Below are 13,922 nucleotides of genomic sequence, written 5' to 3'. Positions count from 1 at the left end.
CGGAGCGGGCGTTCCGCTTCGATCGTACCCAGGGAGAGCTTCGATGAATTGGACGATTGCCGACATTCCCGACCAGACCGGCCGTACCGCCGTCGTCACCGGGGCCAACACCGGGCTGGGCTATGAGACGGCCACCGCGCTCGCCGGCCGCGGCGCTCGCGTCGTGCTGGCCGTGCGCAACCTCGACAAGGGCAAGGCCGCCGCCGACCTCATCACCAGGCGCTACCCCGGCTCCGACGTCACGGTGCAGGAGCTCGACCTGACCTCGCTGACGTCGGTCCGGGAGGCGGCCGAGCAACTGCGGGCCGACGATCGCATCGACCTTCTGGTCAACAACGCAGGCGTGATGATGACGCCCAAGTCGACCACCAGGGACGGCTTCGAACTGCAGTTCGGCACCAACCATCTCGGTCACTTCGCACTGACGGGCCTGTTGGTAGACCGCCTGCTGCAGACTCCCGGTTCCCGGGTGGTCACCGTCAGCAGCATCGGCCACCGCATGGGTCGCATCCGATTCGACGACCTCCAGTCCGACCGGCGCTACAACCGGATGGCCGCCTACGGCCAGTCGAAGCTGGCCAATTTGCTGTTCACCTACGAACTACAGCGCCGCCTGACGGGTACGAACACGACCGCCGTGGCCGCTCATCCCGGCGGGTCGAGCTCCGAGCTCTCCCGCTACCTGCCCGGGCTGGTCCAACTGGTCTTCCGGCCGCTGGAGCAGGACACCGAGACCGGCGCACTCCCGACGCTGCGCGCGGCCACCGACCCGCACGTGTCGGGTGGCCAGTACCTGGGCCCCGGTGGATTCGCCGAGATGCGCGGCTACCCGAAGGTCGTCGCGTCCAGCCGCCGGTCGCACGACACCGCGGTGGCGAGGCGACTGTGGAGCGTGTCCGAGGAGCTGACCGGAGTCAGCTTCCCGCTCGCGTGATCGCGGCGGACTGACGCCGCAGCGTCGTCGAGTAGTCGGGGAGCCGCGCCGCCAGATACGGCGCCGTCCGGCTGTCCGGTGACGACGCCACCTCGGCGGGCGGACCCGCCGCGACCACCCGGCCGCCTGCGTCACCAGCGCCGGGGCCCAGGTCGATCACCCAGTCCACGCCGGCCACCAGCCGCATGTCGTGCTCGGCCACCACGACCGTATTGCCCGCGTCGACGAGGCGGTGCAGCTGGCGGTCGAGCAGGTCGACGTCGCGGGGATGCAAACCGGTGGTCGGTTCGTCGAGTACGTACATGGTGTGGCCGCGCCGGGGCCGCTGCAGTTCGGAGGCCAGCTTGATGCGCTGGGCCTCCCCGCCGGATAGCTCGGTCGCGGGCTGGCCGAGCCGCAGATAGCCCAATCCGACCTCCTGCAGCGTGGTCAGGCTGCGCGCCGCGCCCGCGACGTCGGCGAAGAACTCCGCGGCCTCGTCGACCGTCATCGCGAGGATGTCGGCGATGGAGCGGCCCCGGTACCGCACCGTCAGCGTGTCGTCGTCGAAGCGGGCGCCGTGACAGGTCGGGCACGTGCCGTAGGTGCCGGGCAGGAACAGCAGCTCGACGGCGACGAAGCCCTCACCCTGGCACGTCGCGCAGCGACCCTCGGCGACGTTGAAGGAGAATCTGCCTGCGGTCCAGCCGCGCTCGCGGGCCTCGGGAGTCGCCGCGAACACCTTCCTGACGACGTCGAACAGTCCGGTGTAGGTCGCCAGCGTCGAGCGGGGCGTGCGGCCGATCGGCTTCTGGTCGACGGCGACCAGCCGGTCGATCCCGTCGACGCCCTCGGCGCTCACGCCGAGGCTGGCGTCCTGGTCGAGGTCGGCGATCGCGACGTCCGGCTCGTCGCCGTCCGGCTCGGGTTCGGCGGGCTCACCGCCGAGGTGGCGCCGGACGACGTCGCCGAGCACCTTGTAGACGAGCGTCGACTTGCCGGACCCGGACACCCCGGTGACGGCGGTGTAGACCCCAAGCGGCAGGTCGACGTGCAGCCCCCGCAGATTGTGGAAGTCGATGCCGCGCAACGCCAGCGTGCCCGACGGGCGGCGCGGGGTCCGGGCCGACGGCGCGGTCTCGTCGAACAGATACGAGCGCGTCACCGACCGAGGCACGTCGGCCAGGCCCGCGACCGGACCGCTGTAGAGCACCTCCCCGCCGAGTTCACCCGCACCGGGCCCGACGTCGACGATCCAGTCCGCCCGGCGCACGACGTCCATGTCGTGTTCGACGACGAACAACGAATTGCCCGCCCGCCGCAACCGGTCGAGCACGTCGAGCAGGGGCTCGGCGTCGGCGGGATGCAAGCCGGCCGACGGTTCGTCGAGCACGTACAGGACGCCGAACAAGCCCGCCCGCAGCTGGGTGGCCAACCGCAACCGCTGCAGTTCACCGGGCGACACGGTCGGGGTGCGACGGTTCAGCGCCAGGTAGCCCAAACCGAGGTCGATCAGCACCTGGATGCGGGCCACCAGATCCGCGGCGATCATCGTGGCCACCTCGGTCAGCTCGCCGGACTCGGTGGACTCGTAGGCGGCCTCGAACTCGGTGCGGGTAGCGGTCGGGCGCAGCACGTCGGCCAGCTCGGCCAGTGGCAGGGCCACCAACTCGGCGATGTTCGCACCCGCGAACGTCACGGCCAGTGCCTCGGGGCGCAGACCGGACCCGCCGCAGACCGGGCAGTCGACGCTGTCGACGAACTTCAGCACCCGACGGCGCATCATCGCACTCTGCGAGTTGGCCAGGGTGTGGCGGACGTGGCGCTCGGCGCTGGAGAACGTCCCGTTGTAGGTGTACTCGGCCGTGACGGCGGCGCGGTTCGGGTGGATCTCGACGGTGGGCTGCTCCTCGGTGAACAGGATCCAGTCCCTGGCCTTCTTCGGCAGCTTGCGCCAGGGCTTGTCGATGTCGTAGCCGAGCGTGATGAGGATGTCGCGCAGGTTCTGGCCCTGCCACGCCCCCGGCCAGGCGGCGACCGCGCCCTCCCGGATCGTCAGCGACGGATCGGGGACCAACGTGTCCTCGGTGACCCGGTGGATGCGGCCCAGTCCATGACATTCGGGACAGGCGCCGACTGCGGTATTCGGGGAGAAGGCATCGGAGTCGAGGCGTTCGGTGAAGCCGGGCGGGAACGTGCCAGCCCGTGAGAACAGCATGCGCAGGAGGTTGGACAGGGTGGTGACGGTACCGACCGAGGAGCGCGACGACGCCGATCCGCGGCGCTGCTGCAACGCCACCGCCGGGGGCAGCCCGATGATGTCGTCGACCTTCGGCGCGCCGGCGGGCAGCAGCAGCCGGCGCGCGTAGGGCGCCACCGATTCGAAGTAACGGCGCTGCGCCTCGGCGTAGATCGTGCCGAACGCCAGCGACGACTTGCCCGACCCCGATATGCCGGTGAACGCGACGAGCGCATCCCGCGGCGCGGCGACGTCGACGGCTCGCAGGTTGTGCACACGCGAGCCGAGGACACGGACGAAGGCGTCTCTCGGTTCGCCGTCTGGATCGTCCGTACCGGGTGGGGCCATGGCATCATTGTGCGCCGCCGGTGATTTGCTCGACGCTCGCGCCCCCGATGCCCTCACCGGGCCAACTGCGGATTCGGCGAGAACCCCCCGCGGCGTATCACGGAGCGACACGTTTGCCCGCCACCGAGACACGCCCGGCGGATATGCGATCACGTAACCCCTTGCCCTAGACTGCCCTTCGACCAGATAGGAGTCTTAGGGTGCGGGGTTACGTAGCGCCCAGCACCCAGGCTTTGCGGGGCTGGCAGCGTCGGGCGATGGTGAAGTACCTCGCCGCCCGACCCCGCGACTTCCTGGCTGTCGCGACCCCAGGAGCCGGCAAGACCACCTTTGCGCTTCGCATCGCCGGTGAGTTGCTGGCCGACGGCACGGTCGAACGCATCACCATCGTGGTGCCCACCGAGCACCTCAAGATCCAGTGGGCTCAGGCGGCCGCGCGCATCGGCATCTCCCTGGACCCGAAGTTCAGCAACTCGTCGGCGCAGAACTCCGACGAGTACCACGGCGTGGTCGTCACCTACGCCCAGGTGGCCAGCCACCCGGGACGGCACCGGGTGCGCACCGAGAATCGCAAGACCCTCGTGGTCTTCGACGAGATCCACCACGGCGGTGACGCCAAGAGCTGGGGCGACGCCGTCCGCGAGGCGTTCGACGATGCAACCCGGCGCCTGGCGCTGACCGGTACGCCGTTCCGCAGCGACGACAGTCCGATCCCGTTCGTCACCTACGAGCGCGGCGACGACGGGCTGCAGCGCTCGAAGGCCGACCACACCTACGGTTACGCCGACGCGCTTGCCGACGGTGTCGTCCGCCCGGTGGTCTTCCTGGCCTACTCGGGCGAGTCCCGCTGGCGCGACAGCGCCGGCGAGGAGCACGCGGCGCGCCTCGGCGAACCGCTCAACGCCGAGCAGACCGCCCGCGCCTGGCGGACGGCGCTCAACCCGGCGGGTGAGTGGATGCCCGCCGTGATCGCCGCGGCCGACAAGCGGCTACAGCAGAAGCGCCAGCACGTCCCCGACGCCGGCGGGATGATCATCGCCTCGGACCAGACGGCGGCGCGCGCGTATGCCGGTCTGCTGACCAAACTCACCGGTGAGGCTCCGACGCTGGTGCTGTCCGACGATCCCGGGTCGTCGGACCGCATCACCCAGTACTCGGAGAGCGACACCCGCTGGTTGGTGGCGGTGCGCATGGTGTCCGAGGGCGTCGACGTGCCCCGGTTGTCGGTGGGCGTGTACGCCACCAGCGCCTCGACGCCACTGTTCTTCGCCCAGGCGATCGGCCGCTACGTGCGGTCGCGGCGCCCCGGTGAGACTGCGAGCATCTTCCTGCCGTCGGTTCCCAACCTGCTGCAGCTGGCCAGTGAGATGGAGGCCCAGCGCAACCACGTCCTGGGCAAACCGCATCGGGAATCCCAGGGCGAGTGGGACGACGACGCGCTCGCCGACGCCGCGAAGGAGAAGTCCGAGCGCGACGAGATGGACAACGGCTTCGAAATGCTGGGCGCCGAAGCCGAATTGGATCAGGTGATCTTCGACGGCTCCTCGTTCGGCACGGCCACCCCCGCAGGCAGTGACGAGGAGGCCGACTACCTCGGCATCCCCGGTCTGCTGGATGCCACGCAGATGCGAGATCTGTTGCGGCGCAGGCAGGACGAGCAGTTGGAGCGCCGGACGGCGGCGGGTGGCACCGTGCCGGTGGCGGGCACGACGCACGGCCAGCTCCGCGATCTGCGCAAGGAACTCAACGCCTTGGTGACGCTCGCCCACCACCGCACCGGCAAACCACACGGCTGGATCCACAACGAGCTGCGCCGGATCTGCGGCGGTCCGGTCGTCGCCGCGGCCAACTCCGATCAGCTGGCCGCCCGCATCGAAGCCGTTCGTTCACTGCGGGCCTGACGTCGCCGCGCGGATCAGTCGCGCAGCGCCTGCTCGATCCGTTCCACCTTGGCGGTCAGCTGGCCGGTGTAGCCGGGACGGATGTCGGCCTTGAGCACCAGCGACACCCGCGGCGAAGCTGCCGCAACGGCGTCGACGGCGCGCTTGACCACCGCCATCACCTCGTCCCACTCGCCCTCGACGTTGGTGAACATCGCGTTGGTCTCGTTCGGCAGCCCCGACGAGCGGACCACCCGGACTGCCTCGGCAACGGCGGCGCTGACGCCGCCGGTCTCGTCACCGCCCGAGGGGCTGAGGCTGAATGCCACGATCACACTGCACTCCGATCGTCGTGAGTTGCTGGTCTGCCGAGACGGACTCGACTGGGACAACGTAGCCCCCAGGCTCGCGGAGGTAGCAGTGGGGCAACGGCTTTGGGCTAGCGTCGACACCATGACGAGCACCCGCACGATCTTGGCCACCAGCGGCGGGCTGCGCGAGGGGTCGCGCACCCGCTGGGAGTTCAGTCCCCTGTCGGAGCTCGCCGTCGACCTGGCCGGCGTGACGGGGCGGGCTCCGCGGATCTGCTTCGTCGCGACGGCCCAGGGAGACGACCCCGCCGGGCTGCACGCCCTCTACGAGGCGGCCCAGCTGCGAGGGGTGGCGGGCCAGCCACCTGTCGGTGGTGCCGATGCCCAACGTCGAGGACATCGAGGCTCACCTGCTGGCCCAGGACGTCATCTGGGTGGGCGGGGGCAGCGTCGCCGCACTGTTGGCGCTGTGGCGGCTGCACGGAGTCGACCTCGCGATGCGGGCGGCCTGGGAGGCCGGGGTGGTGCTGACCGGCGTCTCCGCCGGTTCCATCTGTTGGCACAGCGGCGGGACCACCGATTCCTTCGGTCCACGTTTGCAGCCCGTAACCAATGCGCTGGGTTTCCTACCGTATTCCAACGGCGTGCATTACGACTCCGAGGCCCAGCGCCGGCCGCTGTACCACCGTCTAATCGGCGACGGAACCCTCTCACCCGGTTACGCCACCGACGACGGAACAGGAATTCTTTACCGCGACAAAGAGTTTGCTAGCGCCTACTACGAAATCGAGGGCGCACAAGCGTATTTCGTCGGTCGCAACGATCGCGGCGAGGTGGAGGAGACGCCACTCGACGTCGTGCGTGCGTGAAGAGCCGTTGGACCCCTTGACAATCGGGCCGATCTTTGTCTGACTTGATCTTGAGATCGTCTTCCTGCGGGCAGGTCGACGACGGGTCGGCGCACGCAGCAAGGGGTTGCGATGGCCAGGTTGGTCACCCTCGACGAGTACTCCCGCCTGGTGTCGGGGATCCACGCCGCTGCGGTCACACCGGACCACTGGGTCCCCGCACTGTCGGACGTCCGAGATGCCCTTGGCGGCATCAGCGGGGCGTTGATCATTGCCGACGAGAACGGCCGCGACATCAAGAACGCCGACATCGCCCCCGAGGCTCGCGCAGCCTACCTCGAGTACTACCGGGAATTCGACTACGTCCTCGAAGCCGTCGAGCACGGCCCCGTCGGCGCCCTGCGCTCCGGCCTCAGCCTCATCGCCCGCGACCCGCGGTCGGAGTTCAACCATGGCTGGATGCGGCCGCACCACATGGACGACGGCATCTTCGTCCGCCTCACCGACGGGGAGCAGTCCACCATGTTCCTGGTGGCCGCGCAGCACCGGGACGAGGCCTTCGCCACGCCAGAACGGCTCACCGTCGTCGGTCATCTCGTCCCCCACCTGCAGCAGGCCCTCCGCACGCAGGCGCACCTGGAGGGGTTGCAACACGCGGCGCGCGATGCCGCCGAGGCAGTCGACAACATGCGGCACGGGGTCTTCGTGGTCGGAACGGGTTCGGCCGTCACCCACGCCAACCGGGTCGCCGAGGACATCGTCACCGCGGGCGACGGACCCCGGGTGCGGTGGAGCCACCTCGGCTTCGGAATACCCTCACTCGACGTCGAACTCCAGCGAGCCATCTCGAATGCATTGGGCAGCAATGGTACTGGTGTACGTCACGGAAGTTCACTGCTGTGCCGCCGAAGCGAGGGAAGACGGCCCTACGTCGTCCACGTCGTGCCTTTCCGCTCGGCCGACGACGGTCACGAACCGCGCGCCCTGGTGATCGTGGTCGACCCGGCGCGCCGGCTCGAGCCACGCCGCGAGCTCCTGGCCCGGCTCTACGGCCTGACGCGCGCCGAATCCGAGGTGGCGCTGCGCGTCATGCGGGGCGACGGCCTCAAGCCCATCTCCGACGAGCTGTCGCTGTCGCTGGCGACGGTCAAGACGCACCTGCAGCGCATCTTCGACAAGACCGACACGCACCGCCAGGCCGAGTTGGTCCGGCTCCTGCTGTCGATCACCCCGTGACCGAGCCGGTTCCGACCGACTGCGGCGCAGGCCGAACGGCACTGCGGCGACCTGCCCGCGCGACGTGAAAGACGAAGGAGGGCAGCATCATTCGACTGGGCGGCTGCAGCATTCCGGTGACCCGCATGAACTCCTGCGCCACGAACGGATCCGACTCGGCGGCGGTCAGCACCCGATCCACCAGTGAGTTCGTCACCCGCATCGAGAGCGGCCGCGGGCCCGCCACCTCGGGCAAGGCCAGATCGGAGCCGACCGCGGTCTGCCAGGCGATCCTGATCTTCTTCGCCGCGGCGCGGTGGAAGCGCCGGGCCAGCCCGTCGTCTCCGCGCCGTAGACAATCCCGCAGGATCGTCGCCTCGATCGCGGCCACCGTCATGCCTTGGCCATAGATCGGATTGAAACTGCACACCGCGTCCCCGAGCACGATCAGCCCCCGTGGCATTCGGTCGAGCTTGTCGTAACGCCGCCAGCGGCTCGCGGGGAAGCGGTGGATGCCGACGTCGGCCAGCGGTTCGGCCGCCCGCGCGGCGGCCAGCGCGTGGGGCGGAGCCAGCCCCTCGGCGAAGTCGAACAGCTCGCCGGGGGTCGCAGGAGGCTCGATGGCACCCAGGGTGCCGACGCCCACCATCCATTCGTCGCGTTCACACCGGAACATCACGAAACCCCGGGGAAGGCCGGGTTGGAACAACCGGAAGATCGCGTGCTCGTGCACCCTGCCCTCCGGGATGCGGATCGGCATGCTCGCGTAGGCGACGCGTACCGCCAGCTCCTCCTCGGTGGGCCGGCGGTACCCGAGCGCGGCAAGCAGCGCCGGCGTTCGCGAGCCGCGGCCGGTGGCGTCGACCACCAGCTGCGCGTCGAGCGTGGCCTGCGCCCCGTCGTCCAACCGGCGCACGGCGACCTTCCCGATGCGGCCATCCCTGGGCCGCAGTTCCACGATCTGATGACCGTCGAGTACCCCCACGTTGGTCAGCTTCCGAACCCGGCGCCGGACGTGGCCCTCGATGAGCGGCCGGCTCGCGTAATAGTTGACCAGCGACCTCGGATCGGGGATGACACCCGTTCGGACGATGCGATGACCGCCGAACACGGCGTCGAACCGGGTCAGGTCACCGTCATCCCACCGGTGGGCGCCCTCGGCCACCAGTTCGTCGAGGATGCCAGGAAACAGCTCCTCCGCGATCTCGCCGCAGCGGGCAAGCAGGACGTGCGGCTGGCGCCCCTGCGGGACACCGCGCCGAGCCCGAGCGTCGGCCATCAGCACGTCTCGTTCGACGACGGTGACGCGGTCGTAGAACTCGCAGAATGCCCGGGCGGCGAACAGCCCACCCATGCTTGCTCCGAGAACGACGGCGTGTTCGGCGATCCTGACCACGGCATACCCCCATCACGGCCGAACCCCCGCTCGGCCCTCGAGGGTCAATCAACCAGGAGCCGGCGCGCCTTACGTCATCCGAACGGATGATCTTCTTGGGCGGTTAGAGGTCCAGCAGCCGTGGCAGGTCGGCGACCGAGTCGATGACGTAATTGGGTTGCATCGCGAATTCGTCTGCAGCCCAACGATCCAACGTGTCCTGCCGGAACTTGCCCGTGCGCACCAGCACTCCGGTCATGCCGACGACCTGGCCCGCGAGCACGTCGTTGTTGAGGTCGTCACCGACGACGTACATCTCCTCGGGGTCGACACCGAGCCGGCCAGCCGCCGCGAGGAAACCCTCCGGGGCCGGCTTTCCGACGGCCGTGGCCTTGCGGCCCGAGGTCTCCTCCATGCCGATGAGGTACATGCCCGTGTCGATGCGCAGCCCCGCGGCGGTGTTCCAGGCCGTACTGCGGTGCATCGCCACCACGGGCACGCCCTGAGCCATCCAGTCGTAGACCCGGCTCAGCGTGACGTGGTCGTACTCCGAGCCCGCCCCACCGAGGAGCACGACGTCCGGGGTGTCCGGATTCGAGCCGGCGTCGCGGGCATAGACGATGTCGATGCCCGGCATGTCCTCGGCGATCTGACCGCTGTTGACCAGGAAGCACCTGGCCTCGGGATAGCGGTCCCTGACGTAGTCGGCGGTGAGCACCGCAGCGGTGATCACCTCGTCGGCCGTCACGTCCATGCCTGCATCACTGAGCAGTTCGGCGATCTGGGCGCGCGTCTTGGTGGTGGTGTTGGTCAGGTAGGTCCTGGCGATCTGATGGTCGGCCAACACCTGCAACGTGTCGGCGGCGCCGGCGATGGGCTCCCAGGAAGTCACCAGGACGCCATCGATGTCGAACAGGACCCCACCGATTGCCATGGTGCCGAGGTTAAACGGCCTGATCTTCAGCGCAACTCGGGCCCGCCGGGAGTGCGCCCGTCGCGCTCGGCGGGCTCCAGGGGTCGGCCGGTGCCACGATTGCCCTGAGTATGGTCGTGGCCATGAGCGCCAGCACCAAGTGGACAGCCGCCGACGTCGGCGATCAGTCGGGCCGCGTCGCGGTGGTCACCGGCTCCAACACCGGCCTGGGTTACGAGACCGCCGTCGTCCTGGCCTCCCGCGGGGCCCGCGTCGTACTGGCCGTGCGCGACGTCGAGAAGGGCAACGCCGCCGCAGCGAAGCTGACCGGCCAGGTGCCCCGCGCCGACGTCACCGTGCAACCCCTCGACGTCAGCTCCCTGCAGTCAGTCCGCGCGGCGGCCGCCGAGATCAAGGACGCGTACCCCCACATCGACCTGCTGATCAACAACGCCGGCGTGATGTATCCACCCAAGCAGCTCACCAAGGACGGCTTCGAGCTCCAGTTCGGCACCAACCACCTCGGGGCGTTCGCACTGACCGGCCTGCTGCTGGAGAACATGCTGCCGGTCGAGGGGTCGCGGGTCGTCGCCGTCGCCAGCATCGCCCACACCATCCAGGCCGCCATCCACTTCGACGATCTGCAGTGGGAGCACGGCTACAACCGGGTCGCCGCCTACGGCCAGTCCAAGCTGGCCAACCTGATGTTCACCTACGAGCTCAACCGCCGCCTGGCCGCCAAGGGCGCCCCGACGATCGCCGTCGCCGCGCACCCTGGCATCTCCAACACCGAGCTCGTGCGGCACGTCCCAGGCTCCGGGCTGCCCGGCTTCCGCCAGCTCGCCGGTCTGGTCACCAACAGCGCCGAGGTGGGTGCGCTGGCTAGCCTGCGCGCGGCGACCGATCCCGCCGTCAGGGGCGGGCAGTACTACGGTCCCGACGGATTCCGCGAGCTGCGTGGGCATCCGGTGCTGGTGCAGTCGAGCAAGCAGTCCCACGACCAGGACGTGCAGCGGCGGTTGTGGGCGGTCTCCGAGGAGCTCACCGGGGTCACGTTCGGAGTATGAGGACCGTCGAGGAGCACCAGCGGGTCGTCGCCGGCCTGATCGCCGCGCGGCCGCCGGCCGAGGTTCCGATCGGCGACGCGCTCGGCCTGGTGCTCGCCGCGGACGTCGTCGCACCGCTCTCACTGCCCGGTTTCGACAACTCTGCGATGGACGGCTACGCCGTGCACGCCGAGGACGTGGCGTCCGCCTCCGCCGACCATCCGGTGAAACTGCCGGTCGCAGAGGATATTCCGGCGGGCCGCACTGACGCGCTGGTGCTCGCGCCCGGCACGGCGCACCGCATCATGACCGGCGCGCCGCTGCCCGCAGGCGCGACCGCGGTGGTGCCCGTCGAGGCCACCGACGCCGACTTCGCGCACGCCGCCCCGGAGGTGACCGTCCTCGCGGGCGCCAGGCCCGGCCAGCACGTGCGCCGCGCCGGCGAGGACGTCACCGCGGGCACGACGGTGCTGCGGGCCGGTCAGCTGCTCACCCCTGCATCACTCGGGCTGGCCGCAGCACTCGGCCTGGCGACGCTGACCGTGGTTGCGCGGCAACGGGTTCTGGTGATGTCGACCGGATCGGAGTTGGTCACTCCCGGCACCCCCCTGCAGCCCGGCCAGATCTACGAGTCCAACGGCGTGATGCTGGCGGCCGCGGTGCGCGACGCGGGGGCCGACGTCGCGACGTCGTCGATGACCTCCGACGACGTCGACGCCTTCCTGGCCGCGCTGCGGGCGCACGCCGGGGACGCCGATCTGATCATCACCACCGGCGGAGTCAGCGCCGGCGCCTACGAGGTGGTCAAGGATTCCCTCGCCGAGCACGTGGAGTTCGTCAAGGTCGCCATGCAACCCGGCATGCCGCAGGGTGCCGGCCGTGTCGCGGGCACGCCGATCGTCACGCTGCCCGGCAATCCCGTCAGCGCGCTGGTGTCGTTCGAGGTCTTCCTGCGGGGTCCGCTGCGGGCCGCGATGGGCCTTCCGCATCCGGACCGGCCGCGGCTGGAGGCCACGCTGTTGGAGGATCTGACCTCACCGCGCGGCAAGCGGCAGTTCCGCCGCGGGGTGCTGGATCGGGACGCCGGGACCGTCACCAGTTACGGGCCGCCCGCGTCGCATCACCTGCGGTGGCTGGCCTCGGCGAACTGCCTGCTGGAGATCGGCGAGGACGTCACCGAGTTGGCGGCCGGTGCCCAGGTGCGGGCATGGGACCTCGGCTAGCACCGTAGAATCTGAGGCCTCATGGCCAGACCTGCGCGATCCGCCGATGCCGCCGACGAATCCGAGATCTCCCGATTCGTTTCGCTGGTCCGTTCCACCGTCCCTCCCGTGCACGCCGCCGGCCTGCCGTTCATCGCCGGAGGCCTCGGCTTGGCCGCCGTCGGTCACCGGCACCGGTGGGTGCGCAACACCGGGTTGACCGCGGCGAGTGCGTGTGCGCTGTTCTTCCGTCACCCGCCGCGGGTCCCGCCGACCCGGCCCGGCGTGGTGGTCGCGCCCGCCGACGGCCGCGTCACGCTGATCGAACGGGTCCGCCCGCCGACGGCGCTGGACATGCCCGACGTGCCGATGACCAGGATCAGCATCTTCCTGTCGGTATTCGATGCGCACGTACAACGCGCACCGGTGGCCGGCGAGGTCGTGACGGTCAAGTACCGGCCCGGCAAGTTCGTCTCGGCCGAACGCGACGAGGCCAGCGAGGTCAACGAGTGCAACAGCGTGTGGTTCCGCACGCCAGGAGGCGTCGACGTCGCCGCGGTCCAGATCGCCGGCCTGGTGGCCCGCCGCATCGTGTGCACCGCGAGTGCCGGCGACGAGGTCGCCCTCGGCGAGACCTATGGGCTGATCCGGTTCGGCTCCCGCCTGGACACCTACGTACCCGAGAGCTCCCGGGTACTCGTCGAGATCGGCCAGCGGGCCATCGCAGGCGAGACGGTGCTCGCGGAGCTGCGGTGAACGCCCCCACCAGCAAGCGCGGCCTGCGCATCCTGCCCAGCGCGACCACGGTGCTCGCCATCTGCGCCGGGCTGACCTCGATCAAGTTCGCCCTCGACGCGAAGCCGTGGATCTCGCTGGCACTGATCGGCGCAGCCGCGGTCCTCGACGGTATCGACGGCGGCATCGCCCGCGCGCTGAACGCCCAGTCCCGGATGGGTGCCGAGATCGACTCGCTGGCCGACGCGGTGAACTTCGGCGTCGCGCCGGCGCTGGTCATCTACGTGACGATGCTGCAGCATTCGCAGGTCGGCTGGATCTTCGTGCTGCTCTACGCCGTCTGCGTGGTGTTGCGGCTGGCCCGGTTCAACGCGCTGCTGGACGACGACACCCGCCCCGCCTACACCCGCGAGTTCTTCACCGGCATGCCCGCGCCGTGCGGTGCCGTCGGTTCGATCGGCCCGCTGGTCGCCATGATGCAGTTCGGCCAGGGCTGGTGGACGTCGCAGTGGTTCGTCTGCGCGTGGCTGGCCGCCAACGCCGCACTGCTCGTCAGCCGGGTCCCGACGCTCGCGCTCAAGGCCATCTCGGTGCCGCCGAACGCGGCCCCGATCTTGCTGATCCTGGTCGCGGCGGCCGCCGCGGGACTGCTGCTGTTCCCCTACGTGCTGGTGCTGCTGATCATCGCGGGCTACCTCGTCATCATCCCGTTCACCGTCCGCAGTCAACGCTGGGTCGCGGCCCGTCCCGAGGCCTGGGACGTCAAACCCCAACAGCGCCGGGCGGTCCGGCGGGCCGCGCGGCGAGCCGCACCGAGCCGGCGTTCGGTGGCCCGGCTCGGACTGCGCAGGCCAGGCCCGCGGAACTAGCCGTGACCGACCGCCAGGCCGAGGCGTT

The 13,922-nt window shown here is 70.0% G+C and carries 12 protein-coding genes; 8 read left to right on the top strand and 4 right to left on the bottom strand.

What is annotated here, in order from left to right:
• The first annotated feature begins 43 nt into the window (after positions 1-43).
• A complete protein-coding gene (locus tag SBI80_RS22790; protein WP_318977115.1) occupies positions 44-934 on the top strand; it encodes an SDR family NAD(P)-dependent oxidoreductase in 891 nt (296 codons plus the stop codon).
• Here the strand turns inward: SBI80_RS22790 and SBI80_RS22785 are convergent.
• Positions 915-3,500, bottom strand: a complete 2,586-nt coding sequence (locus SBI80_RS22785; RefSeq protein ID WP_318977114.1) for an excinuclease ABC subunit UvrA — start codon at positions 3,498-3,500, stop codon at positions 915-917. The genes SBI80_RS22790 and SBI80_RS22785 overlap by 20 nt on opposite strands.
• A 200-nt stretch (positions 3,501-3,700) precedes the next feature.
• On the opposite strand from SBI80_RS22785, the gene SBI80_RS22780 reads away from it, so the two are divergent.
• Positions 3,701-5,401 (top strand): DEAD/DEAH box helicase, encoded by a 1,701-nt coding sequence (locus SBI80_RS22780; protein WP_318977113.1) that lies wholly within the window; start codon positions 3,701-3,703, stop codon positions 5,399-5,401.
• Positions 5,402-5,415: 14 nt separating this feature from the next.
• On the opposite strand, the gene SBI80_RS22775 is transcribed toward SBI80_RS22780, so the two are convergent.
• Entirely contained in the window at positions 5,416-5,715 is a 300-nt protein-coding gene (locus SBI80_RS22775; RefSeq protein WP_318977112.1) for a thiamine-binding protein, read from the bottom strand.
• A 356-nt stretch (positions 5,716-6,071) separates the two neighbouring features.
• Between SBI80_RS22775 and SBI80_RS22770 the strand changes: the two genes are divergently transcribed.
• Both SBI80_RS22770 and SBI80_RS22765 read left to right on the top strand, forming a co-directional pair.
• Positions 6,072-6,560 carry a Type 1 glutamine amidotransferase-like domain-containing protein gene (locus tag SBI80_RS22770; RefSeq protein WP_318977111.1) on the top strand — a complete coding sequence of 163 codons (489 nt, stop codon included), beginning with the start codon at positions 6,072-6,074 and terminating at the stop codon, positions 6,558-6,560.
• Between the two features lie 111 nt (positions 6,561-6,671).
• Positions 6,672-7,775 carry a helix-turn-helix transcriptional regulator gene (locus tag SBI80_RS22765; protein WP_318977110.1) on the top strand — a complete coding sequence of 368 codons (1,104 nt, stop codon included), beginning with the start codon at positions 6,672-6,674 and terminating at the stop codon, positions 7,773-7,775.
• Here SBI80_RS22765 and SBI80_RS22760 read toward each other — a convergent pair.
• Entirely contained in the window at positions 7,765-9,108 is a 1,344-nt protein-coding gene (locus tag SBI80_RS22760; RefSeq protein WP_318977109.1) for an NAD(P)/FAD-dependent oxidoreductase, read from the bottom strand. The two genes, SBI80_RS22765 and SBI80_RS22760, sit on opposite strands and share 11 nt — an antisense overlap.
• A 145-nt stretch (positions 9,109-9,253) precedes the next feature.
• Entirely contained in the window at positions 9,254-10,063 is an 810-nt protein-coding gene (locus tag SBI80_RS22755; protein ID WP_318977108.1) for an HAD-IIA family hydrolase, read from the bottom strand.
• Positions 10,064-10,185: 122 nt separating this feature from the next.
• On the opposite strand from SBI80_RS22755, the gene SBI80_RS22750 reads away from it, so the two are divergent.
• The 4 genes from SBI80_RS22750 to SBI80_RS22735 are packed head-to-tail and all read left to right on the top strand — an operon-like array spanning position 10,186 to position 13,894.
• Positions 10,186-11,109 carry an SDR family NAD(P)-dependent oxidoreductase gene (locus SBI80_RS22750; RefSeq protein ID WP_318977107.1) on the top strand — a complete coding sequence of 308 codons (924 nt, stop codon included), beginning with the start codon at positions 10,186-10,188 and terminating at the stop codon, positions 11,107-11,109.
• Positions 11,106-12,311 carry a molybdopterin molybdotransferase MoeA gene (moeA, locus tag SBI80_RS22745; protein WP_318977106.1) on the top strand — a complete coding sequence of 402 codons (1,206 nt, stop codon included), beginning with the start codon at positions 11,106-11,108 and terminating at the stop codon, positions 12,309-12,311. Before SBI80_RS22750 ends, moeA begins: the two co-directional genes overlap by 4 nt.
• A gap of 21 nt (positions 12,312-12,332) precedes the next feature.
• Positions 12,333-13,046 carry a phosphatidylserine decarboxylase gene (locus SBI80_RS22740; protein ID WP_318977105.1) on the top strand — a complete coding sequence of 238 codons (714 nt, stop codon included), beginning with the start codon at positions 12,333-12,335 and terminating at the stop codon, positions 13,044-13,046.
• Positions 13,043-13,894, top strand: a complete 852-nt coding sequence (locus tag SBI80_RS22735; protein ID WP_318977104.1) for a CDP-alcohol phosphatidyltransferase family protein — start codon at positions 13,043-13,045, stop codon at positions 13,892-13,894. Before SBI80_RS22740 ends, SBI80_RS22735 begins: the two co-directional genes overlap by 4 nt.
• Positions 13,895-13,922: the final 28 nt, after the last annotated feature.

Source organism: Mycolicibacterium sichuanense (assembly GCF_033741125.1).
GTDB lineage: Bacteria > Actinomycetota > Actinomycetes > Mycobacteriales > Mycobacteriaceae > Mycobacterium.
This window is presented reverse-complemented; position numbering and strand designations above follow the sequence as displayed.